The sequence below is a fragment of the Actinospica durhamensis genome, from assembly GCF_018139695.1.
Taxonomy (GTDB): Bacteria; Actinomycetota; Actinomycetes; order Streptomycetales; family Catenulisporaceae; genus Actinospica; species Actinospica durhamensis.
On sequence record NZ_JAGSOG010000010.1, the window covers coordinates 31,995 to 53,583 of the forward strand.

General features: G+C 71.3%; 25 protein-coding genes. 20 read left to right on the plus strand and 5 right to left on the minus strand.

Features of this window, described 5'->3' with window-relative positions; all coding sequences use genetic code 11:
- Positions 1-49: 49 nt before the first annotated feature.
- The 13 genes from map (at position 50) to glmM (ending at position 9,207) form a co-directional block, all read left to right on the plus strand.
- Positions 50-859, plus strand: a complete 810-nt coding sequence (gene map, locus KDL01_RS03850) for a type I methionyl aminopeptidase (RefSeq protein ID WP_246575910.1) — start codon at positions 50-52, stop codon at positions 857-859.
- A 52-nt stretch (positions 860-911) separates the two neighbouring features.
- Complete coding sequence (locus tag KDL01_RS03855) at positions 912-1,346, plus strand: DUF1707 SHOCT-like domain-containing protein (protein WP_212526908.1); 435 nt, start codon at positions 912-914, stop codon at positions 1,344-1,346.
- A 172-nt stretch (positions 1,347-1,518) separates the two neighbouring features.
- Entirely contained in the window at positions 1,519-1,740 is a 222-nt protein-coding gene (gene infA / locus KDL01_RS03860) for a translation initiation factor IF-1 (RefSeq protein ID WP_034266061.1), read from the plus strand.
- A 56-nt stretch (positions 1,741-1,796) separates the two neighbouring features.
- Complete coding sequence (rpmJ, locus tag KDL01_RS03865) at positions 1,797-1,910, plus strand: 50S ribosomal protein L36 (RefSeq protein ID WP_034266058.1); 114 nt, start codon at positions 1,797-1,799, stop codon at positions 1,908-1,910.
- A 256-nt stretch (positions 1,911-2,166) separates the two neighbouring features.
- Positions 2,167-2,547 carry a 30S ribosomal protein S13 gene (gene rpsM, locus KDL01_RS03870; protein ID WP_212526909.1) on the plus strand — a complete coding sequence of 127 codons (381 nt, stop codon included), beginning with the start codon at positions 2,167-2,169 and terminating at the stop codon, positions 2,545-2,547.
- 70 nt (positions 2,548-2,617) lie between these two features.
- Positions 2,618-3,031 carry a 30S ribosomal protein S11 gene (rpsK, locus tag KDL01_RS03875; protein ID WP_212516497.1) on the plus strand — a complete coding sequence of 138 codons (414 nt, stop codon included), beginning with the start codon at positions 2,618-2,620 and terminating at the stop codon, positions 3,029-3,031.
- Between the two features lie 26 nt (positions 3,032-3,057).
- The gene (gene rpsD / locus KDL01_RS03880) at positions 3,058-3,684 is read left to right on the plus strand and encodes a 30S ribosomal protein S4 (protein WP_212526910.1); all 627 of its coding nucleotides are present in this window, start codon (positions 3,058-3,060) and stop codon (positions 3,682-3,684) included.
- Between the two features lie 137 nt (positions 3,685-3,821).
- Entirely contained in the window at positions 3,822-4,847 is a 1,026-nt protein-coding gene (locus KDL01_RS03885; protein WP_212526911.1) for a DNA-directed RNA polymerase subunit alpha, read from the plus strand.
- Between the two features lie 116 nt (positions 4,848-4,963).
- Positions 4,964-5,515: a 50S ribosomal protein L17 gene (gene rplQ / locus KDL01_RS03890; protein ID WP_212526912.1), complete on the plus strand. Its 552-nt coding sequence runs from the start codon at positions 4,964-4,966 to the stop codon at positions 5,513-5,515.
- A 126-nt stretch (positions 5,516-5,641) separates the two neighbouring features.
- Positions 5,642-6,469, plus strand: a complete 828-nt coding sequence (gene truA / locus KDL01_RS03895) for a tRNA pseudouridine(38-40) synthase TruA (protein WP_212526913.1) — start codon at positions 5,642-5,644, stop codon at positions 6,467-6,469.
- Positions 6,470-6,739: 270 nt separating this feature from the next.
- A complete protein-coding gene (gene rplM, locus KDL01_RS03900; protein WP_212526914.1) occupies positions 6,740-7,183 on the plus strand; it encodes a 50S ribosomal protein L13 in 444 nt (147 codons plus the stop codon).
- A gap of 20 nt (positions 7,184-7,203) precedes the next feature.
- Entirely contained in the window at positions 7,204-7,704 is a 501-nt protein-coding gene (gene rpsI / locus KDL01_RS03905; RefSeq protein WP_212526915.1) for a 30S ribosomal protein S9, read from the plus strand.
- A 132-nt stretch (positions 7,705-7,836) separates the two neighbouring features.
- The gene (glmM, locus tag KDL01_RS03910) at positions 7,837-9,207 is read left to right on the plus strand and encodes a phosphoglucosamine mutase (RefSeq protein WP_212526916.1); all 1,371 of its coding nucleotides are present in this window, start codon (positions 7,837-7,839) and stop codon (positions 9,205-9,207) included.
- Positions 9,208-9,292: 85 nt separating this feature from the next.
- Here the strand turns inward: glmM and KDL01_RS03915 are convergent, their stop codons facing one another.
- The 4 genes from KDL01_RS03915 to KDL01_RS03930 are packed head-to-tail and all read right to left on the minus strand — an operon-like array spanning position 9,293 to position 12,989.
- Entirely contained in the window at positions 9,293-10,009 is a 717-nt protein-coding gene (locus KDL01_RS03915) for an ABC transporter permease (protein ID WP_212526917.1), read from the minus strand.
- A gap of 3 nt (positions 10,010-10,012) precedes the next feature.
- Positions 10,013-10,984, minus strand: a complete 972-nt coding sequence (locus KDL01_RS44370) for an ABC transporter ATP-binding protein (RefSeq protein WP_212526918.1) — start codon at positions 10,982-10,984, stop codon at positions 10,013-10,015.
- Positions 10,981-12,093, minus strand: a complete 1,113-nt coding sequence (locus KDL01_RS45090) for an ABC transporter permease (RefSeq protein ID WP_212526919.1) — start codon at positions 12,091-12,093, stop codon at positions 10,981-10,983. Before KDL01_RS45090 ends, KDL01_RS44370 begins: the two co-directional genes overlap by 4 nt.
- Positions 12,090-12,989, minus strand: a complete 900-nt coding sequence (locus KDL01_RS03930; RefSeq protein WP_212526942.1) for an ABC transporter ATP-binding protein — start codon at positions 12,987-12,989, stop codon at positions 12,090-12,092. The genes KDL01_RS45090 and KDL01_RS03930 overlap by 4 nt, the downstream gene beginning before the upstream one ends.
- Before the next feature lie 311 nt (positions 12,990-13,300).
- On the opposite strand from KDL01_RS03930, the gene glmS reads away from it, so the two are divergent.
- The 6 genes from glmS to tsaE all read left to right on the plus strand — a co-directional run bounded on the left by glmS (position 13,301) and on the right by tsaE (position 20,010).
- Positions 13,301-15,163, plus strand: a complete 1,863-nt coding sequence (glmS, locus tag KDL01_RS03935) for a glutamine--fructose-6-phosphate transaminase (isomerizing) (RefSeq protein ID WP_212526920.1) — start codon at positions 13,301-13,303, stop codon at positions 15,161-15,163.
- A gap of 29 nt (positions 15,164-15,192) precedes the next feature.
- Positions 15,193-15,546, plus strand: coding sequence for a holo-ACP synthase (locus KDL01_RS03940; RefSeq protein WP_212526921.1), 354 nt, complete (start codon positions 15,193-15,195; stop codon positions 15,544-15,546).
- 17 nt (positions 15,547-15,563) lie between these two features.
- On the plus strand, positions 15,564-17,003 hold the full coding sequence (locus KDL01_RS03945) for an NAD(P)H-hydrate dehydratase (RefSeq protein ID WP_212526922.1): 1,440 nt from the start codon (positions 15,564-15,566) through the stop codon (positions 17,001-17,003).
- Complete coding sequence (gene alr / locus KDL01_RS03950; protein ID WP_212526923.1) at positions 17,000-18,160, plus strand: alanine racemase; 1,161 nt, start codon at positions 17,000-17,002, stop codon at positions 18,158-18,160. The genes KDL01_RS03945 and alr overlap by 4 nt, the downstream gene beginning before the upstream one ends.
- A 192-nt stretch (positions 18,161-18,352) precedes the next feature.
- Positions 18,353-19,528: an alpha/beta fold hydrolase gene (locus KDL01_RS03955; protein WP_212526924.1), complete on the plus strand. Its 1,176-nt coding sequence runs from the start codon at positions 18,353-18,355 to the stop codon at positions 19,526-19,528.
- 2 nt (positions 19,529-19,530) lie between these two features.
- A complete protein-coding gene (tsaE, locus tag KDL01_RS03960; protein ID WP_212526943.1) occupies positions 19,531-20,010 on the plus strand; it encodes a tRNA (adenosine(37)-N6)-threonylcarbamoyltransferase complex ATPase subunit type 1 TsaE in 480 nt (159 codons plus the stop codon).
- A gap of 27 nt (positions 20,011-20,037) precedes the next feature.
- On the opposite strand, the gene KDL01_RS03965 is transcribed toward tsaE, so the two are convergent.
- Complete coding sequence (locus KDL01_RS03965; RefSeq protein WP_212526925.1) at positions 20,038-20,541, minus strand: L,D-transpeptidase; 504 nt, start codon at positions 20,539-20,541, stop codon at positions 20,038-20,040.
- Between the two features lie 288 nt (positions 20,542-20,829).
- On the opposite strand from KDL01_RS03965, the gene tsaB reads away from it, so the two are divergent.
- The gene (gene tsaB / locus KDL01_RS03970; protein WP_212526926.1) at positions 20,830-21,540 is read left to right on the plus strand and encodes a tRNA (adenosine(37)-N6)-threonylcarbamoyltransferase complex dimerization subunit type 1 TsaB; all 711 of its coding nucleotides are present in this window, start codon (positions 20,830-20,832) and stop codon (positions 21,538-21,540) included.
- Positions 21,541-21,589: the final 49 nt, after the last annotated feature.

Sequence of the window (21,589 nt, forward strand, 5' to 3'; positions counted from 1 at the left end):
CATCCGCGCGGGGGCGAAGGCGGGCGTCGGCGATGAGAGAATGTCTCTCATGATCGAGCTCAAGAACGAGGAACAGTTCGCGCTCATGCGCGAGGCCGGGCTGATCGTGCGCGGCGCCCTTGAGACGCTGCGCGGCGAGGTCAAGGACGGGGTGACCACGGCCCGGCTCGACGCCCTGGCCGAGGACTACATCCGGTCGCATGAGGCGGTCCCCTCGTTCAAGGGCTACGGCCACCCGCCGTTCCCCGGGGTCATCTGCGCCTCGCTCAACCACGAGATCGTGCACGGCATCCCGGGCAAGACCGTGGTGCACGACGGGGACATCATCTCCATCGACTGCGGCGCGATCTTCCAGGGCTGGCACGGGGACGCGGCCATCACCGTCGGCTGCGGCGAGATCGACGAGTCCCTGGCCGAGCTGCTGCGGGTGACCGAGCAGTCCATGTGGCACGGGATAGCGGCCATCCAGGACGGCAAGCGCCTCGGTGACATCGGCACGGCCATCCAGGGCTACGTGCGTTCGCAGGGCCCTTACGGCATCGTCGAGGGCTACGGCGGGCACGGCATCGGCACCGAGATGCACATGGATCCGTTCGTGCACAACCACCGCAGCATGGACCGCGGCTCCCGGCTCAAGCTGCGGCCGGGGATGGCGCTGGCCATCGAGCCGATGCTCACCCTCGGCAGCAAGTTCACCCTCGAGCTCGACGACGACTGGACCGTGGTGAGCCGGGACGGCTCCCCGGCCGCGCACTTCGAGCAGACCGTGTGCCTGACCGAGCAGGGCCTGTGGGTGACCACCGCGGCGGACGGCGGCAAGGCCGGGCTCGCGCCCTTCGGCGTCACGGTGCACCCCTGAGGCCTGACATCCGTCACTGACGCGGCCGCGTCGGCCTGGCTAAGCTGGGCGCATGGGGAAGAACGAGGGCGCCGACGCGCTGAACCCGTCGATCCGGGCGTCCGACGAGGACCGCGAGCGGGTCGTGGAGATCCTGCGGCAGAACAACGTCGAGGGCCGGCTGACCTCGGAGGAGTTCGAGGAGCGGATGAGCGCCGCGTACTCGGCACGGACCATGGGCTCGCTGGCCGAGCTGACCACCGACCTGCCGGTGGACCTCGCCGCGCACGGCCGGGCCCAGGCGGAGCTCGCCCGCAGGCAGGCGGCGCGGGTTCCGGTCTCCCGGCAGGTGCGCGGCGCCGTCTCGAGCTGGATCAGCCTGGGCGTGGTGCTCAGCGTGATCTGGGTGATCTCCGGCGCCGGCTACTACTGGCCGGCCTGGCCGCTCGGCATCATCGGCGCCCTTGGCCTGGCGAGTTTCATCAAGGAATGGGGCAACAAGCACTGAGGCCGCGGGGTCGGGGGACCGGTCGTCCGCCAAGATCGTCCGATTGGCCTTTCCGCAGGCGCGCAGCGTAGACTTCGTTGCGGTATGTGTCATGGGTGCTGTACGCACTCGGCCACCTACAGCACCGGCCAAGGCCGACCCCCATCGTCTCCGACCAAAGAAGTGCGAGGATATGGCCAAGAAAGAAGGGGCCATCGAGATCGAGGGCACCGTCGTCGAATCTCTGCCCAACGCCATGTTCAGGGTGGAGCTGCAGAACGGGCACCAAGTTCTTGCGCACATCAGCGGAAAGATGCGGATGCACTACATTCGTATCCTGCCGGATGACCGGGTCGTCGTCGAGCTCAGCCCGTACGACCTGACCCGTGGGCGGATCGTCTACCGGTACAAGTAAAAACATCGCGATCACACGGCCGCCCTCCAGCGGTCGCCGCTCGAAAGGGACCTGTTATGAAGGTCAAGCCGAGCGTCAAGAAGATCTGCGACAAGTGCAAGGTGATCCGCCGCAACGGCCGGGTCATGGTGATTTGCGAGAACCTTCGCCACAAGCAGCGCCAGGGCTGATTTCAGCCGCTGACCTGCGTGTGCGAGGCGCTTCACGTGTTTCTTGCCTGCGCTTGCTCGTCGTCTTCGCGTTGACGTCCAGCACCCGTAAGAGCGCGGTATCCCGACCCCCGTTCCACCAGCGCGGCCTCGGCCGTCGGAACGGGACGCCACCCTCGGCTCGGAGGCCGGGGACCTTCCATGTACGGCCGCTCGCGGCTGCGACCGGGAACGGTACCGCGCCAGACCTCCGGAACAGAATCTAGGAGACAGCCAGATGGCTCGCCTCGTCGGAGTCGATCTCCCCCGTGAGAAGCGGGTGGAGATCGCGCTGACCTACATCTACGGCATCGGCCGTACCCGGGCGCAGGCTACCTGCGCCGGGGCCGGGATCTCCCCGGACATCCGCGTCAAGGACCTGTCCGAAGACGACCTGATCAAGCTGCGCGACTGGATCGACGCCAACTACAAGACCGAGGGTGACCTCCGTCGCGAAGTGGCCGCCGACATCCGTCGCAAGATGGAAATCGGGTGCTACCAGGGTCTGCGCCACCGCAAGGGCCTGCCGGTCCGCGGCCAGCGCACCCACACCAACGCGCGTACCCGTAAGGGCCCGCGTCGCGCCATCGCCGGCAAGAAGAAGCCGGGCAAGAAGTAGTCCCCCTCCGGTTCCCTCTGGAAATCCGGAAATCAGGGACCGATCACCTCAACCTGGAGTACACCGAGAAATGCCTCCCAAGAGCCGTCAGGCTGCGGCAGCCGCCAAGACCAAGGTGCGCCGCAAGGAGAAGAAGAACGTCGCTCATGGGCACGCCCATATCAAGAGCACGTTCAACAACACGATCGTCTCGATCACCGACCCCCAGGGCAACGTGATCTCCTGGGCCTCGTCGGGTCAGGTCGGCTTCAAGGGTTCGCGCAAGTCGACCCCCTACGCCGCCCAGATGACCGCCGAAGCCGCCGCTCGTCGCGCCATGGAGCACGGCATGCGCAAGGTGGACGTGTTCGTGAAGGGTCCGGGCTCCGGCCGCGAGACCGCGATCCGTTCGCTGCAGCAGACCGGCCTCGAGGTCGGGTCCATCAACGATGTGACCCCGTCCCCGCACAACGGCTGCCGTCCGCCGAAGCGCCGCCGCGTCTGAGCCCGAGTCCTAGGAGATACTGAGAAATGGCCCGTTACACCGGAGCCGACTGCAAGCGGTGCCGCCGCGAGAAGACGAAGCTCTTCCTCAAGGGTGCCAAGTGCGAGTCGGCCAAGTGCCCCATCGAGATCCGTCCGTACCCCCCGGGCGAGCACGGCCGCGGCCGCTCGAAGGACAGTGAGTACCTGCTGCAGATGCGCGAGAAGCAGAAGTGCGCGCGCATCTACGGCGTCCTCGAGAAGCAGTTCCGCGGCTACTACGAGGAGGCGAGCCGCAAGCAGGGCAAGACCGGCGAGAACCTGCTGCGCATCCTCGAGACCCGGCTTGACAACGTGGTTTATCGCGCGGGCTTCGCCAAGTCCCGTGACCACGCCCGTCAGCTGGTGCGCCACGGCCACATCACGCTCAACGGCCACAAGGCCGACATCCCCTCGATGCGCGTGAGTGAGAGCGACATCGTCGAGGTGCGCAAGTCCTCGCTCGAGCTCACCCCGTTCGTGGTGGCCCGCGCCGAGTCCGGCGACCGGACCGTCCCGGCCTGGATCGAGGTCGTGCCGTCCAAGATGCGTATCCTGGTGCACGCGCTCCCGCAGCGCGGTGCCATCGACACGCTCGTGCAGGAGCAGCTGATCGTCGAGTTCTACTCGAAGTAAGCACGCCCGGCGCTTGACAAGGTGCCGTTTCGGTATGCCCCGGTTGGGGTATACTGGGACGGCACCTTGTGCGCTTTCCAGCCCAGGTGCACTGTCGGACGTCATATGTCGGGCGTCCTTGATCATGGAGGTTTCCCTTGCTCATCGCTCAGCGCCCCACGCTGACCGAAGAGGTCGTCGACGAATTCCGCTCCCGGTTCACCATCGAGCCGCTCGAGCCGGGCTTCGGCTACACCCTCGGTAACTCGCTGCGCCGTACCCTGCTCTCCTCGATCCCGGGCGCGGCCGTGACCAGCCTGCGCATCGACGGCGTGCTGCACGAGTTCCAGACCATCCCCGGCGTCAAGGAAGACGTCACCGACATGATCCTGAACATCAAGGGTCTGGTCGTGTCTTCCGAGCACGACGAGCCGGTCGTGATGTACCTGCGCAAGCAGGGCCCCGGCATCGTCACCGCCGCCGACATCGCCCCCCCGGCCGGCGTCGAGGTGCACAACCCCGAGCTGATCCTGGCCACGCTCAACTCCAAGGGCAAGCTGGAGATGGAGCTCACGGTCGAGCGCGGCCGCGGCTACGTCTCCGCCGTGCAGAACAAGCAGCCCGGCCAGGAGATCGGCCGCATCCCGGTCGACTCGATCTACTCCCCGGTGCTCAAGGTCAAGTACGAGGTCCAGGCGACCCGTGTCGAGCAGCGCACCGACTTCGACAAGCTGGTCGTGGACGTCGAGACCAAGCCCTGCCTGCGCCCCCGCGACGCCGTCGCGTCCGCCGGTAAGACGCTGGTCGAGCTGTTCGGTCTGGCCCGCGAGCTCAACGTCGAGGCCGAGGGCATCGACATGGGCCCGTCCCCGACGGACGCCGCTCTGGCCGCCGACCTGGCGCTGCCGATCGAGGAGCTGGAGCTGACCGTCCGCTCCTACAACTGCCTCAAGCGCGAGGGCATCCACACCGTGGGTGAGCTCGTCGCCCGGTCCGAGGCCGACCTGCTCGACATCCGCAACTTCGGCGCGAAGTCGATCGACGAGGTCAAGGCCAAGCTGCACGGCATGGGCCTGGCGCTGAAGGACTCGCCCCCCGGGTTCGACCCGTCGGCCGCCCTCGCCGCCACGGACGAGGGCTACGAGGACGACGACCTGTCGTTCGCGGAGACCGAGCAGTACTGATTTTCGCCCTGACATCACGTCAGGCGCCACAACACGTCCGGGGCTCCGTTACCGAGGAGCCCCGGGACTGTGTGAGTACCTAGTCCGGCTCGCACAGGATCAATCAGGGAGAGAACATGCCCGCCCCCAAGAAGGGTCCGCGTATCGGCGGCTCTGGTACCCACCAGAAGCACATCCTGGCGAACCTCGCCAAGTCGCTGATCGAGCACGAGCGGATCACCACCACCGAGGCCAAGGCCCGTCAGCTGCGCCCGTTCGTGGAGCCGCTGATCACCAAGGCCAAGAAGGGCGACCTGCACGCCCGTCGGCAGGTGGCCGCGACGCTGGAGCTGCGTAACACGCCGTTCTACAGCGGCCGCGACATGCTCTACAAGCTGTTCGAAGAGATCGCTCCGCGTTACGCGGCCCGCCCGGGTGGTTACACCCGCATCGTCAAGCTCGGCCCGCGTCGTGGCGACAACGCCCCGATGGCGATCATCGAGCTCGTCGAGCCGCTGACGGTCGCTCAGGAGGCCACCCGCGAGGCCGAGGCCGCGACCAAGCGCGCGGTCAAGGAGACCGAGGCCAAGGCCCCGGTCGTCGAGGACGAGGCGCCCGCCGCCGAGGCCGAGACCGAGGCGGACGAGGCCACTGACGAGGCCGCGGAGTCGGAGACCACCGAGTCCTGAGTCCGGGCTCCACGGAGCTTCGAGGCAGTACGGTGAAGGGCGTCGCGCCGGGCAGGTCCCGGCGGGGCGCCCTTTCGGCTTTCGGCACGAGGGCCGGTGTTTCACGAGGATGGGAGAGGCTGGAGCATGACGCGGGTGACCCGGGTACGGCTGGACCTGGCCTACGACGGGACCGAGTTCGCCGGCTGGGCCCGGCAGCGCAGCGGCGTGCGCACGGTGCAGCAGGTGCTGGAGGAGGCGCTGACCGCGGTGCTGCGCCTCGACGAGCCGGCCCAGCTGACCGTGGCCGGGCGCACCGACTCGGGCGTGCACGCGTCCGGGCAGGTGGCGCACGTGGACATGCCCGAGGGGGTGTGGCTGGCGCACGAGGAGAAGCTGCTGCGCCGCCTCGCCGGGAAGCTGCCGATGGACGTGCGCGTCTCCCGGGTCTCGGCCGCCCCCGAGGGCTTCGACGCCCGCTTCGCCGCCACCTCGCGCCGCTACGTCTACCGCGTCTGCGACTCCAGGGTCGGCACGCTGCCCACCCGCCGCAGGTTCGTGCTCTGGCACAACCGGGAGCTGGACCTCGAGCGCCTGGCCGAGGCGTCCCGGCTGCTGCTCGGCGAGCACGACTTCGCCGCGTACTGCAAGAAGCGCGAGGGCGCGACGACGATCCGCCGGCTGCTCGACGTGCACTGGGAGCGCACCAGGCCCGACGAGCTCGAGGCCACCATCGAGGCCGACGCGTTCTGCCACTCCATGGTCCGCGCCCTGGTCGCCGGGCTGCTCATGGCCGGCGACGGCCGGGTCGCGCCCGACTTCCCGGCGACGGTGCTGGCGAGCCGGGAGCGGCACCCGTCGGTGAACGTGCTGCCGCCGCACGGGCTGACGCTCGAGGAGGTCAGGTACCCGAGCGACGCCGAATTGGCCGCGCGGGTGGAGGAGACGCGCAAGATACGGGTGCTGGGCTGCTGAGGGCCGCGAGCCCCGCCGCGGTTCCGACGAATCGGACGAGTACCCCGTTTTGACCTGGCCGGGTCGGTCCCTGTACGGTGAGGCCAGTTGTGTTCCGCGCGATCTGATGCGCGCCCGGACTTCTACTCCGACCGGCCCGCCGGGCTGAGGGTACAAGGAACCGGGGGGCCCGGTGCCTGATGCCGTAGGTGTCGAGTGCACTCCGCCTGCGGTTCACGTCCACTTCCACGAACCCGTGGACTTCCGACATCGAGTGAAGGCATACGACCCGTGCGTACGTACAGCCCCAAGCCCGGCGAGGTCGAGCGCAAGTGGTACGTCATCGACGCCACTGACCTCGTTCTCGGCCGGCTCGCCAGCCAGACGGCCATCCTGCTGCGTGGCAAGCACAAGCCGCAGTTCGCTCCGCACGTGGACACCGGTGACTTCGTCATCATCGTCAACGCGGAGAAGGTGCACCTGTCCGGCAACAAGCGCGAGGACAAGCTCGCCTACCGCCACTCGGGCTACCCGGGTGGTCTGCGTTCGGTCAAGTACGGCGACCTGATCGACAAGGACCCGCGCAAGGCCCTCGAGAAGGCCGTGCGCGGCATGCTCCCGCACAACAGCCTCGGGCGCGACATGCTCAAGAAGCTGAAGGTCTACGGCGGACCGAACCACCCGCACGCCGCACAGCAGCCCGTCGCGTACGAGCTGTCCCAAGTCGCCCAGTAACGATCAAGGAGTTTGCGGCAGTGTCCGACCAGACCACCGACGTCGAGACCCTCGACGACGAAGAAGTTCCCGAGACTTACACCACGGAGACCGCTCCGGCCGCCGACGCCCCCGTGCGCCGCGCCGCGAACCTGGTTCCCGCGGGCGGCACCGGCCGGCGCAAGGAGGCGGTGGCGCGCGTGCGCATCATCCCCGGCACCGGTAAGTGGAAGATCAACGGCCGCACCCTCGACGGGTACTTCCCGAACAAGGTGCACCAGCAGGAAGTCAACGAGCCGTTCCACGTGCTCGAGCTGGACGACCAGTACGACGTGATCGCCCGCATCAACGGCGGCGGCATCTCCGGCCAGGCCGGCGCGCTGCGCCTGGGCATCGCCCGCGCCCTGAACGAGGCCGACGTCGAGGCGAACCGTCCGACCTTGAAGAAGGCCGGCTTCCTGACCCGCGACGCGCGTGCCACCGAGCGCAAGAAGGCGGGCCTCAAGAAGGCCCGTAAGGCTCCGCAGTACTCGAAGCGTTAATCGTCGAACACGACGAGGACGTCTTCCCCGTTTATCGGCAAGTCAGACAGCCCCATCGTCCGCCCGACGGCGTACGGTGGGGTTGTCTGTTCTCTCTCAGGCCCAACCACGACACCTAAGGGGTCCGCATCCATGGCCCGACTTTTCGGCACCGACGGAGTACGCGGGACGGCGAACCGCGAGGTCACAGCGGAGCTCGCGCTCGACCTGGCAGTCGCGGCGGCGCACGTGCTGGCCGAGCGCGGCGACTTCGCCGGACACCGGCCCACGGCGGTCATCGGGCGCGACCCGCGGGCTTCGGGTGAGTTCCTGGAGGCGGCGGTGGCCGCGGGCCTGGCCTCGGCCGGGGTGGACGTGGTGCGGCTCGGCGTGCTGCCGACTCCGGCGGTGGCCTACCTGGCCATCGCGCTCGGCGCCGACTTCGGGGTGATGCTCTCGGCCAGCCACAACCCGGCTCCGGACAACGGCATCAAGTTCTTCGCGCGCGGCGGGCTGAAGCTGGCCGACGAGGTGGAGGACGCGATCGAGGCGCGCCTGGGCGAGCCGTGGCAGCGGCCGGTGGGCGCGGACATCGGGCGGATCACCGACCTGCCGGACGGGGTGGAGCGCTACATCGACTACCTGGTCTCCACGGTGCCCAACCGGCTCGACGGGCTGCGGCTGGTGCTCGACACGGCGCACGGCGCCGCCGCGGTGGCGGCCCCCGCGGCGCTGCGCCGGCTCGGTGCCGAGGTCATCGCCATCGGCGACGCCCCGAACGGGCTGAACATCAACGACGGCTGCGGCTCCACCCACCTCGAGGCGCTGCGCGACGCGGTGCTCGAGCACGGCGCCGACCTCGGGGTGGCGCACGACGGGGACGCGGACCGGATCCTGGCGGTGGACCACACCGGCGAGGTGATCGACGGGGACCAGATCATGGCGATCCTCGCGCTGTCCCTGCGCGAGCGCGGCGCCCTGGCGTCGGACACGGTCGTGGCCACGGTGATGGCGAACCTGGGCTTCAAGATCGCGATGGAGCGGGCCGGGCTCAAGGTGGTGCAGACCGCCGTGGGCGACCGCTACGTGCTCGAGGCCATGCGCGAGGGCGGCTTCGTGCTCGGCGGCGAACAGTCCGGTCACATCATCATGCAGGAACACGCGACCACCGGTGACGGCGTGCTGGCCGGCCTGCACCTGCTGGCCCGGGTGGCCGAGAGCGGCAAGCCGCTGGCCGAGCTCGCCGCGGTGATGCGCAAGCTGCCGCAGGTGATGGTGAACGTGCGCGGGGTGGACAAGTCGCGGCTGGCCGCGAGCACGGAACTGGCCGCCGCGGTGGCCGAGGCCGAGGTCGAGCTCGGCTCGGGCGGCCGGGTGCTGCTGCGTCCCTCGGGCACCGAGCCGCTGGTGCGGGTCATGGTCGAGGCGCAGACGCAGGAGCAGGCCGAGTCGGTCGCGCACCGGCTGGCCGACGCGGTGCGCGCCGCGCTGACGGTGGCCGACACGGTGGCCGAGGTGGCTTGAAGCTGAGACGAGGTCAGGGCGCGCCGTGCGTACGGCGCGCCCTGACGTGTACTGAGCCGAATTCCGGGCCAGGGCACTTACACCTCTAGTCGGCCCGGACGGTGAACGCGCTCAGCCGCCGCGTCGCGTAGGTCAGCAGCACCACCACCGCGATCACCGCGAGCACCAGCGACGGGGTGATGGTCAGGTGCGCGTTGAGATTCGTGTTCTTCGACACCGCGTGCGCGACGCCGAGCGACCACTGCTCGATCGAGAGGTACTTCGCGCCGCTGACCAGGTTGCTGATCAGCTCCTCCCACAGCGCCACGTACGCCAGGGCGTAGATCACCGGGTGGCGCACCGCCGCGGAGATCATCACGAACAGGCAGGAGTAGACGACCGCGCCGAGCGCCGAGCCGAGGAAGCAGCCGACCGCCAGCGAGTGCAGCCCGCCCTGCGCGATCACGCCCGCGATCAGCACCGGCACGGCCGCGAACAGGAACGTCACCGCCGTCGCGACGCTCGTCTTGGCCATGACCACGGCCCGGCGCGGCACCGGGGTGGCCAGCAGGTGCAGCACGCTGTTGTCGTCGATCTCCGAACCGAGCACCGAGGTGCCGATCAGCAGCGCGGTCAGCGGCACCACGGCTCCCGCGCCGACCTGGCCGAGCACGATGGCCGGCCAGTCGGCCACGGTCCCGCTGGCGCTCTTGAGCCCGAGCGTGAGCACGATCAGGATCAGCGCGGGCAACGCGAACAGCAGGGCCCTTCTGCGCCCGAACAACGCCCGGAAGGTGATCCAGGCCACAGTGGTGTTGTACATGGCTCAGGCTCCCACGAGGTAGGCGAAGACGGATTCGAGCGACTCGTCCGACGGGATGACCTCGCGCAGCCCGATCCCGGCGTCCCGGCAGGAGCGGGCCAGCTTCCGGGTGAAGGTGCCGTGGTCGCTCGCGCGCACCTCGAGGCCGTCCTTGGTCAGCGCCACGCCCTGCACCGCGGGGCTGGCCATCAGCACCCTGGCCAGTTCCCGGTCGTCGGTGCTGCGCAGCAGGAACACGTGCGGCCGGGTCGTCATCAGCCGCCGGATGGTCCGGTAGTCGCCGGAGGCGGCGAGCCGGCCGGCCACCACCACCTGGACCGTGTCGGCCAGGCGCTCGACCTCCTCCAGGATGTGCGAGGAGAACAAGATGGTGCGCCCGCGCTGCCCGAGGTCGCGCAGCAGGTCCATCATGTGCATCCGCTGGCGCGGGTCCATGCCGTTGAACGGCTCGTCCAGCAGCAGCACCTTCGGGTCGTGCACGAGCGCCGCGGCCACCTTGGCCCGCTGGCGCATGCCCTTGGAGTAGGTCTGGATCGGGCGGTCCGCGGCGTCGATCATCTCCACCAACTGCAGCGCCCGCTCGGCCGCGGCCTTCGGGTCGGGCAGCTTGTGCAGCTTCGCCGAGGCCAGCACGAACTCACGCGCCGTCAGGAATGCGTAGACCGAGTCGCGTTCGGGTACCAGGCCGACGGTGTCGAAGATCGCCGGGTGGCGCCACGGGGCGACGCCGCCGATGGTGACCGAGCCGCGCGAGGGCGAGAGGAAGCCGGAGAGCAGGTGCAGGATGGTGGACTTGCCCGCGCCGTTCGGGCCGAGCAGCCCGGTCACCCCCGGCCCGAGCTCGAGCGAGATGTCGTTGACGGCGACCACGTTGCCATACCAGTGGGTCACGTGGTCGAAGCTGACGACGGCGGGGGTCGCGGGCTCCGGGGCCGTACGGGCCGCGGGCACGGCGGAGGGTTCGACGGCGGTCACGAGACGCTCACCTTCCGGTAACGCAGGAACAGCCCGGCGCTGCCGCCGAGGACGATCAGGGCGGCCTCGGCGCCGTAGAGCGGGCCGAGCGGGGAGGGGTTGGGCAGATCGCTGTCGGTGGCGTTGAACACCCAGATGCGCAGGCCCTCGACCACGTACACCGGATTCGCCAGGCCGCCGGCCTTGGCGATAGCGGAGTAGACCGGGGTCTCGTAGGTCACGGTGATGTCGGCGTACCCGGGCTTGTTCGGGTCCTTCACCCCGGTGACGTTGTCGATGCCGTATTCGCGCGCGTTCACACCCTGGCAGTACTGGTTGATGACGAAGTCCGGCGGGCCGTTCACGCCGCCGCCGACCCCGAAGAGGTTTCCGCTCAGGTTCGGCGCGTTCGGGTCGAGGGCGGGTACCACGCAGCTCTCCTGGTGGGTCTTCCAACTCGTGCCGAGAGCGTTCGCCATCACCTGCGAGATGGCCAGGGTGACCAGGAAGAAGATCGCGATCAGGCCGGTGGCGATGACGCGCCGGCTGGTGGAGGCGGCGAGCAGCAGCGCCAGCACGCTGAGCACGGCGGACTGGAGCACCGAGACGAACAGGCCGGGGAAGGCCGCGCGGGTGTCGAGCCAGATCATGTGGCCGCTGGTGGACGAGGCGACCTGGCCGAGGTAGGTGATCAGCACCGGCAGCAGCGTCACCGCCAGCACGCCGGTGAACAGCGCGAGCAGCTTGGCCAGCGGGTAGTCCCCGCGGCGCAGCGGCCTGGAGAAGTACAGCGGCAGGGTGTGGTGGCGCAGGTCCCGGGTGACCAACTCCGGCGCGCTGACCGCCACGAGCAGCACCGTGAAGAGCATCATCCGGACGCCCATCAGCGAGTAGTCCAGGATCAGCGGCTTGTTCTCGGAGCTGGCGTAGACGTTGAGCGCGGCCGGGATCACCATGACCAGCGTGACGAACCAGGGCACGATCTTGGCCTTGGGGCCGCGGCCGAAGCCGAACACCGCCCGCAGTCCGTGAACGTAGAGGGCACGCAGGATCTGGCCGCGGCCCAGGCGTGGACCGGTGTACGGCTTGTATCCGATGTCGTGGATGACGCTCGTGGTGGGGGTGCTCACAGCTTCGCCTCCGTCGGCTCGTCGAGTTCGCGCCGCTCGAAAAGCTCCTCGACGTGGTGCCGGCGGTGCTCGAGCCGGGTCAGCGGGAGGTCGAGGTCGGCGATGGTGTCGCGCACGGTGTCGAAGACCGGGTCCCCGTCCAGCCGGACCAGCAGCGCGCGGCCCTGCAGGCTGACGGTCAGGCCCGCGCCCTCGAGCCGGGCCCGCAGCGGCTCGCTGCCCTCGTCCACCTCGATCGCGAGCCACGGCAGCGCCTGGGTCATCGAGTCCAGCGACGCGGCCCGCAGCAGCTTGCCGCCGTCGATCGCCACCAGGTGGTCGCAGATCCGCTCGATCTCGCTCAGCAGGTGCGAGGCCACCACCACGGCGATGCCGAACTCGGAGCCGATCCGGCGGATCAGCGCCAGCATGGCGTCGCGCCCGGACGGGTCGAGGCCGTTGGTGGGCTCGTCCAGCAGCAGCAGCCCCGGGTTGCCGACCAGTGCCTGGGCCAGCTTGACCCGCTGCTTCATGCCGGTGGAGAAGGTGCCGATCTGGCGGTAGCGCTCCTCGTGCAGGCCCACGTGCCGCAGCGCCTCGGCCGCCTGCTCCTTGGCCGCGGTGGGCGGCAGCCCGCTCATCCGGCCGAGGTGGGTGACGAACTCGGTGGCGCTCACGTCCGCGGGCAGGCAGTCGTGCTCGGGCATGTAGCCCACTCGGGCGCGGATCTCCGGACCCTGCTCCTGCGCGTCGAGGCCGAGTACCCGGACCTGGCCGGAGCTCGGCGTGATCAGCCCGAGCAGGATCTTGATAAGGGTGGATTTGCCGGCGCCGTTGGCGCCGACCAGGCCGGTGATACCCGGCTGGACGGACAGCTCGAGGTCGCTCAGGGCGGTCACGCCGCCCGGATAGCGCATCGTGAGCGACTTCGCCTCGATGATCGGTTGCTCGATGACTGACACGCTGCGAACGGTAGTCGCCGCGGCCCGGCCGCGGCGTCGGGCCGTGGGCGGGTTCCGAGGTCATCCGGAAGGATGGCGGGCCCCGAGCCGGTCTCGGGGTATTTCCCCGATCCCGCCGGCCCCCGGTCTCGGGCGGCCGGGCCCCGGCGAACCCGTCCGGAGCACTGGTCTATACCTCTACCTGCGGTTTTACAGTTCTCGGGACAGTCGCGTACGCCTCGGGACGGATAGAGTGGGGACACCTACGGCGAGAGGAATAGATCCAGGTGTGCGGAATCGTCGGATATGTCGGTCCTAAAACGGCCCTCGATGTCGTGATCGAGGGGCTGCGGAGGCTGGAGTACCGCGGTTACGACTCCGCCGGAGTGGCCGTGGTGGCCGACGGCGGGCTGACCTCCCGGAAGAAGGCCGGCAAGCTCGGCAACCTGGAGAAGGAGCTGGCCGCGCACCCGCTGCCCGAGTCCGGCCTTGGCCTCGGCCACACCCGCTGGGCTACCCACGGCGGGCCCACCGACGGCAACGCGCACCCGCACTTCGACTCCACCGGCCGGGTCGCCGTCGTACACAACGGCATCATCGAGAACTTCGCCGCGCTGCGCGAGGAACTGCAGCAGGCCGGGATCACCCTGGCCAGCGAGACCGACACCGAGGTGGTCGCGCACCTGCTCGGCCAGCAGTTCCCCGGCTGCGTCGAGTCCCACGGCGACGGCGCCCTGGCCGAGGCCATGCGCCGGGTCTGCCGCCGCCTCGACGGCGCCTTCACCCTGGTCGCCGTGCACGCCGACGCGCCCGACGTGGTGGTCGGCGCCCGCCTGAACTCCCCGCTGGTGGTCGGCGTCGGCGAGGGCGAGGCCTTCCTGTGCAGCGACGTGGCCGGGTTCATCGGCCACACCCGCGAGGCGATCGAGCTCGGCCAGGCGCAGGTCGTCGAGGTGCGCAGCAACGCCGTGGTCATCACCGACTTCGCCGGCGAGCCCGCCGCGGGCAAGCCCTTCCACGTGGACTGGGACGTGGCCGCCGCCGAGAAGGGCGGCTACGACTACTTCATGGACAAGGAGATCGACGAGCAGCCGCAGGCCGTGGCCGACACGCTGCTCGGCCGGATCAGCGCCGAGGGCCGGCTGCAGCTCGACGAGATGCGCATGAGCGAGAGCGAACTGCGCAGCGTGGACAAGGTGATCGTGATCGCCGCGGGCACCTCGTACCACGCCGGCATGATCGCCAAGTACGCCATCGAACACTGGACCCGGATCCCGGTCGAGGTCGAACTCGCCTCCGAGTTCCGCTACCGCGACCCGATCCTGACCAGGGACACCCTGGTCCTGGTGATCTCGCAGAGCGGTGAGACGGCCGACACGCTGATGGCGCTGCGCCACGCCAAGGACCAGCACGCCCGGGTCCTGGCCATCTGCAACAGCAACGGCGCCACCATCCCGCGCGAGGCCGACGCCGTGGTCTACACGCACGGCGGCCCGGAGATCGCGGTGGCCTCCACCAAGGCCTTCCTGACCCAGCTGATCGCCTGCTACCTGGTCGGGCTCTACCTCGCCCAGGTGCGCGCGGCGAAGTTCCCGGACGAGATCGCCGACATCCTCGAGCAGCTGTCCCAGGCCCCGGCCAAGGTGCGCGAGACGCTGGACCGGATGGGCCCGGTGCGCGAGCTCGGCCGGCTGCTCAAGGACGAGGGCCGGGTGCTGTTCCTGGGCCGGCACGTGGGCTACCCGGTGGCGCTCGAGGGCGCCCTGAAGCTCAAGGAACTGGCGTACGTGCACGCCGAGGGCTTCGCCGCGGGCGAGCTCAAGCACGGCCCGATCGCGCTGGTGGACCAGGGCCTGCCGGTCGTCGTCGTGGTGCCCCCGGCCGACCGGCCGCTGCTGCACGACAAGATCGTCTCCAACATCCAGGAGATCCGGGCCCGCGGCGCGCGCACCATCGTGATCGCCGAGGACGGCGACACCGCGGTGGCCCCGTTCGCGGACACGCTGATCTACGTGCCGGAACTGCCCACCCTGCTCCAGCCGCTGGTGGCCACCGTGCCGCTGCAGGTGTTCGCCTCCGCGCTCGCGGACGCCAAGGGCCTCGACGTGGACCAGCCGCGTAACCTGGCCAAGTCCGTGACGGTGGAGTAGCAGCACTCTCAGCAGGCCGGAGGCCGCCGATGATCGTGGGCGTGGGCATCGACGTGGTCGACGTCGCGCGGTTCCAGGCCACCCTCGAGCGCACCCCGGCGCTGCTCGAGCGGGTCTTCACCCCCGGCGAGCGGGGCCTGGCCACGGCCTCGCTCGCGGCCAGGTTCGCGGCGAAGGAGGCCGTGGGCAAGGCCCTGGGCGTGCCCGGAGACCTCAGCTGGCAGGACGCCGAGGTGCGGAGCGAGCCGAACGGGCGGCCGTATCTGGTGGTGACCGGCGGCGTGGCCCGGCGGGCGCAGGAGCTCGGCGTGGTGCGCTGGCACCTCTCGCTCAGCCACGACGCCGGGATCGCCTCGGCGATGGTCGTGGCCGAATCGGCCTGACCCGGCACAATGGCGGGGTGAGGTACGCATACGACGTCGCGTCCGTGCGGGCGGCGGAACAGGAACTGATGGCCCGTCTTCCGGACGGGACGCTGATGGCGCGGGCCGCGGCCGGGCTGGCGAGCGTGACCGCCGCCATCCTGGGCCAGGCCCGCGGCGGCGTCTACGGCGCGCGGGTGCTGCTGCTCGTGGGCGTGGGCGACAACGGCGGCGACGCCCTGTACGCCGGCGCGCTGCTGGCCCGGCGCGGCGCCGCGGTGCACGCCGTGCTCGCCGACCCCGACCGGGCGCACGCCGCGGGGCTCGCCGCCCTGCGCGGGGCCGGCGGACGGGTCGCAGGGCCCGGCGACGCCCGGACCCTGGCCGGGCGCGCGGACCTGATCATGGACGGACTGCTCGGCATCGGCGGCCGCGGCGGGCTGCGCGGGGTCTTCGCCGAACTCGCCGAGGCCGCGCACGCCGCGGTCGAGGCCACCGGCGCGCCGATCGTGGCGGTGGACCTGCCCAGCGGCGTCGACGCGGACACCGGCGAGGTGGCCGGCCTCGCGATCCGGGCCGCGGTCACCGTCACCTTCGGCACCTTCAAGCCGGGGCTGCTGATCGACCCCGCGGCCGGACACGCCGGCATCGTCGAACTCGTCGACATCGGGCTCGACTTCCCCGAGGCCCGGCCGGTCGCCGAGGTGCTGCAGGAGTCGGATGTGCGTGCTCTGCTGCCCGAACCCGCGCGCCTGGCCCAGAAGTACAGCCGGGGCGTGGTCGGGCTCGCGGTCGGCTCCGAGCGCTATCCGGGCGCGGCGCTGCTCGCGACCGGGGCGGCGCTGCGCTCGGGTGTGGGGGCGGTGCGCTACGACGGGCCGGTCGAGGTCGTCGGCACCCATCCGGAGGTGCTGCTGGGCGACGGCCGGGTGCAGGCCTGGGTGGTCGGCTCCGGGCTCGGGCAGAGCGAGGAGGCGCGGCGCAGGCTCAGCCGGGTGCTGGAGAGCGACGTGCCGGTGCTGGTGGACGCGGACGGTCTCAGGCTGCTGCCGAAGGAGTCGCTCAAGCGCAGTGCGCCGACACTGCTGACCCCGCACAGCGGCGAGGCGGCGGCACTGCTCGGCTCGAGCGCCGAGGAGGTGGACTCAGGAAGAATTCAGGCGGTGCGGGCCCTGGCGCGCGATTACGACGCCGCGGTGTTGTTGAAGGGGCCCTTCAGCCTGATCGCGGACCCCCTTGCACCCGGTTTAAGAGTCAACACCCACGCGACCGCGTATCTGGCCACGGCCGGGAGCGGCGACGTGCTGGCCGGGTTGGCCGGAGGTCTGTTGGCGGGCGGGCTTTCGGCTTTGGACGCGGCGTCGGTGGCGGCCTATCTGCACGGGTCGGCGGGGCTGCTCGCGGCTCGCAGCGGTCCGGTCGCCGCGAGTGACCTGGTCGCGGCCCTGTCGGCGGCCTGGCAGAATGTCGCCGGATGAGCACCCGTACCGCCGCACCGCCCGCACGGCTCGAAGCCCGTGTGGATCTCGACGCGCTTCGGTCCAACGTCCGCCGGCTGCGTGAGATCGCCGGTCCGGCACAGGTGATGGCCGTGGTGAAGGCCGACGCATACGGGCACGGAATGGTGCCCTGTGCCCGCGCGGCCGTCCAGGCCGGGGCGGCCTGGCTGGGCACGGCGCTGCCGGAGGAGGCCCTCGCGCTGCGCGCGGCCGGGCTCGAGGTGCCGATCCTGACCTGGCTGCACGCGCCCGGCGACGACTTCGCGGCGCTGGTGCGGGCCGGGGTGGACGTCTCGATCTCGGGCCAGTGGTCGCTGGACGCGGTGCTGGCGGCGGTGGGTGGCACCAGGCGGCCCGCGCGGATCCAGCTGAAGGCGGACACCGGGCTCGGGCGCAACGGGATCCAGCCGCGGGAGTGGCCCGCGGTGGTGGACGAGGCGGTCAAGGCCGAGCGGGCCGGGCTGGTGGAGGTGACCGGCCTGTGGTCGCACTTCGCCTGTGCCGACGAGCCCGGGCATCCCTCGATCCGCCGTCAGCTGACGAGCTTTCACGAGGCGCTGGAGTATGCCGAGGCGGCCGGGCTGCGCGGGCGGCTGCGGCACATGGCCAACTCCCCGGCCACCCTCACCCTGCCGGAGAGCCACTTCGACCTCGTCCGCCCGGGCGTGGCCGTCTACGGGCTGAGCCCGGCGCCGGAACTGGGCGTGCCGGCGGACTTCGGGCTGCGGCCGGTGATGACCCTGCGCGGGCGGCTGGCCCTGGTCAAGCAGGTGCCGGAGGCGCACGGGGTGTCCTACGGGCACACCTATCACACGACCGGCGAGACCCGGCTCGGGCTGGTCCCGGCCGGATACGCGGACGGCATCCCGCGCGCGGCCTCGGACCGGGGCCCGGTGTGGATCGGCGGGCGCAGATACGTGATCGCGGGCCGGGTGGCGATGGACCAGTTCGTGGTCGACCTCGGTCCGGCCGGCCCCGGCGAGCAGAGTCCGGCGGCGGGCGACGAGGTGGTGCTGTTCGGCCCGGGCGAGGACGGCGGGCCGACGGCGCAGGATTGGGCACAGGCGATCGGCACCATCGGTTACGAGGTGGTCACCCGAATCGGTGGCCGGGTGCCGCGGGTGTACGTGGACTGAGCGCACGTCAGGTGGCTCGGCCGGAACCGTGCGGTGTCGGCCGGTCGAACGCTTGAAGCGCGGCTGCCGGGCAACAATAGCGAGTGAGATCGCGGCGCTGCGGCCGCGGTGAGGGCACGTCGCCCGGTTCGGCGGCGGCGTGAGGCGGTGGCGCCGCGAGGGCGCCGGGGCAGTGCGGAAGGCGGCCGAGCGGTGGCAGAGGCGTCGGGGAAGGGCAGGCGGGCCGGGCTTCTCGGCGCCGCGGTCGGGGTGGTCGCGGCCGGGGTGGCGGTGGGCTTCACCGTGGAGCGGCTCACCATCGGGCGGGCGGTGCGGCGGATGGCCGCCATACACGACCCGGGCGAGCCCTTCGGCTCTCTGCGCGGCGATCCGCGCACGGTGACCGCCTCGGACGGGGTGGAGCTCTACGTCGAGGTGGACGAGCCGCGCGGGTTCGCCGGCGGCGCGGTGGTGGGGCGCGCGGGGGCGGCGAGCGATCCGGACGAGGCGGCCGGGCGGCCGACACTGCTGTTCACCCACGGGTTCTGCCTGCACCAGGACTGCTGGCACTATCAGCGGGCTGAGTTCTCGGCCACACACCGGATGGTGTTCTGGGACCAGCGCGGGCACGGCCGCTCCGGCCGGCTGCCGCGCGAGGAGAACGGCCGGACCAAGCCGGTGACGGTGGATCAGCTCGGCGAGGACCTCTACGCGGTGCTCCAGGCCACCTGTCCGGAGGGCCCGGTGATCCTGGTCGGGCACTCCATGGGCGGGATGACCATGATGGCGCTGGCCGCCGCGCACCCGGAGCTGATCGGCGACCGGATCGTGGGCGCCGCGCTGATCAGCACCTCGGCCGGCCGGTTCGAGGACGTGGCCTTCGGGCTGCCGCGGCCCGGGGCGCAGCTGCTGCACCGGGCCACGCCCGGGATGCTCGGCCTGCTGGCCCGGCAGGCGGCGCTGGTGGACCGGGGCCGGTCGCTCGGCGGCGACCTGGGCCTGGTGCTCACCCGCCGCTACGCCTACGGCTCCGAGGTGCCGGAGTCGGTGGTGCGCTTCACCCTCGACATGATCGAGTCGGTCCCGATCGACGTGATCGCCGAGTTCTACCCGGCCATAAGCCACCTGGACCTGGGCGCGGCGGTGCCGCTGTTCGACCGGGTGCCCACGCTGGTGCTCGGCGGAGCCGGGGACCTGGTGCTGCCGGTGGCGCACAGCGAGGCGCTGGCCGCGGCCATCCCCTCGGCCGCGTACGTGGTGCTGCCGGAGTCCGGACACGCCGTCATCCTGGAGCACCCGGACTCGGTGGACGAGGCTCTGCGTACCCTGGTGGACCGGGTCGAGGCGCGACTCGACCCGTCCCCGTCCCCCAGGAGAGCGGCGCAGTGAACGTGCTTGACGGACCGTCGGCGGCCTCGGAGCCGAAGCGATCACAGACCACGACGACGCGGGCCGAGGACGCGGCGGCGACCCGCGCGGTCGGGCTGCACTTCGCCGCACGGCTGCGGCCCGGCGATCTGGTCATCCTTTCGGGTGAACTCGGGGCCGGGAAGACCACCTTCACCCAGGGGCTGGCCGAGGGCCTCGGGGTGCGCGGGCCGATCACCTCGCCCACCTTCGTGCTGGCCCGGGTGCACCCCTCGCTCACCGGCGGCCCGGCGCTGGTGCACGTGGACGCCTACCGGCTGGTCAGCCTGGCAGAGCTCGACGACCTGGACCTGGACGCGTCGATGGACGAGTCGGTCACGGTGGTGGAGTGGGGCGAGGGCAAGGCCGAGGCCCTGGCCGAGGGGCGCGAGGGCCACTACGTGGTCAGATTCGACCGCTCCCGCGCGGACGACGTGCGCGAGATCACCGTCGAGCAGGTCTGAGCCGCGCGCCGGCGCGCGGCGAGAGCGTCAGACCACGACGACGTCGGTGCCGACCGCGGCGAACTGGTAGAGCACCTGCGCGTCGGTCTGCTCCATCCGCACGCCGCCGGTGTGGCCCTTGGGCGCCGGGGGCATGCCGATCAGCCCGGCCTCGGCGTCGAAGCCGAAGACGGTGGAGGAGCTGGAGTCGAAGCGCACCAGGTAGACGACGCTGACCCCGTCACCGCCGGTGGATCCCGGGCTCTTGGCGTAGACCGGGTAGGTGCCCGCGGGCGGGGTGACGGTGCCGGGCACCACCTGCATGGTGCGGCTCACGGTCGAGCCCTGAACCAGCCAGACCCGGTGCAGGCTCGGGGAGTAGACGATCCGGGTGCCGCTGCCCGAGTTCGCCGGCAGCGCGTCGGCCTGGGGCGCGGCGTTGGTCGAGGTCGCCGAGACCTTCGCGGCGCTGTTCGCGCTCGCGTGCGGCGCGGTCGCCTCGGCCTGGGCGGCGAGGATGCCCACGCCGGCCAGCGCGGCGATCGTCATCATGAGGACCGAGAAGGTCGCGCCCCGTCCCGATTTCCGGGCCGGACGGGGACCCCGCACGGGGTCCGGGGCCGCGGGGGCGGCGCCGTGTTTGCGGGCGCCGGCGGCCCGGGTTCCTCTACCCATGGGGCTCATCATGCCCTACCGGCACCGTATGGGTTAAGAGCCGGGGGCGGGCGAATGCGCCTCGACACGGTCCGTGGCGGGCCCGGCGCGCCGGTACGGGGGCGGCCCCGGCGCCGGATCGGAGCCGTGACGGGGGCCGGACTCGCGGTGATGAATAATGGCCGGGTGCTGCTCTTGGCTTTCGACACGGCGACCCCGGCGGTGACCGTCGCCCTGCGCGGCGAGGACGGCGTGCTCGCAGAGCACACCGAGGTCGACGCCCGCAGACACGGCGAGTTGCTCGCCCCGGGAATCGAGCGGGTGCTGGCCGCGGCCGGCGCCTCCCGCACGGCGCTGACCGCGGTGGCCGTGGGGGTCGGGCCAGGCCCGTTCACCGGGCTGCGGGTGGGTCTGATGACGGCTCGGGCGCTGGGCGACGCGCTGGAGATCCCGGTCTACGGGGTGTGCACGCTCGACATCCTGGCCGCGGCGGTCGCCGCCGCAGGGGCCGAGGACTTCGCGGTCGCCACCGACGCGCGCCGGCGCGAGGTGTACTGGGCCGAGTACGACGCGCACGGACGACGGCGAACGCCACCGGCGGTGGACCGGCCGGCCGACATCGCCGAGCGGCTGGCCGGCCGTGCGGTGGCCGGGCAGGGGCCCGCGCTCTACCCGGAGTTCTTCCCGCGCGCGCTCGAGCCGGCGCTGCCGAGCGCGGCCGGGCTGGCCGAGCTGACGGCCCGTCTGCTGGCCGAGGACCCGGGCGCGCTGCTGCCGCCGCTGCCGCTGTATCTGCGCCGCCCCGACGCGGTCGAGCCCGGCGCGCGCAAGTCGGTGCACCAGCCGGACGCGCGCGAGCTCGGCGGCCGCGCGACGACCGGGGCGGGCCGGGCGTGAACGGCGCGGCCCGGCCGCCGGCCGAGATCGCCGAGACCGGGATCAGGCT